At 66.7% G+C, this 255-nt stretch carries 1 pseudogene; it reads left to right on the top strand.

Annotated features, from left to right (window positions below):
* Positions 1-255: pseudogene (gene tuf / locus GGC30_RS16180) on the top strand (elongation factor Tu); the annotation flags it as partial.

Below are 255 nucleotides of genomic sequence, written 5' to 3'. Positions count from 1 at the left end.
GCGAGCTGCTGAGCTCGTACCAGTTCCCCGGCGACGACATTCCGATCACCAAGGGTTCGGCCAAGGCCGCGACCGACGGCGTGAACCCGGAAATCGGCGAACAGCGCGTTCTGGCCCTGATGGAAACCGTCGACGCCTACATCCCGCAGCCGGAGCGTCCGGTCGACCTGCCGTTCCTGATGCCGGTCGAAGACGTGTTCTCGATCTCGGGCCGCGGCACCGTGGTCACGGGCCGCGTCGAGAAGGGCATCGTCA

It is taken from the genome of Brevundimonas sp. SPF441, assembly GCF_009661015.1.
In the GTDB taxonomy this organism is placed as follows: domain Bacteria; phylum Pseudomonadota; class Alphaproteobacteria; order Caulobacterales; family Caulobacteraceae; genus Brevundimonas; species Brevundimonas vesicularis.
Note: the sequence above shows the minus strand (reverse complement) of the source record. Positions and strands in the feature narration are given on the sequence as shown.